1 pseudogene is annotated in these 254 nt (G+C 48.4%); it reads left to right on the top strand.

From position 1 onward, the window contains the following. Window positions 1–254: pseudogene (locus tag PL9631_RS26565) on the top strand (hypothetical protein); the annotation flags it as partial.

Below are 254 nucleotides of genomic sequence, written 5' to 3'. Positions count from 1 at the left end.
ACTCAATCGGGTGTGGGTTATACGGAGTCTGGTGCGGGATTAGGTTACACCCAATCTGGTATTGGCTATACTCAATCGGGTATTGGCTATACTCAATCGGGTGTGGGTTATACGGAGTCCGGTGCGGGATTAGGTTATACCCAATCTGGTATTGGCTATACTCAATCGGGTATCGGTTACACTCAATCGGGTGTGGGTTATACGGAGTCTGGTGCGGGATTAGGTTACACCCAATCTGGTATTGGCTATACTCA

Origin of the sequence: Planktothrix paucivesiculata PCC 9631 (assembly GCF_900009265.2) — a bacterium.
GTDB classification, from domain to species: Bacteria; Cyanobacteriota; Cyanobacteriia; order Cyanobacteriales; family Microcoleaceae; genus Planktothrix; species Planktothrix paucivesiculata.
This window is presented reverse-complemented; position numbering and strand designations above follow the sequence as displayed.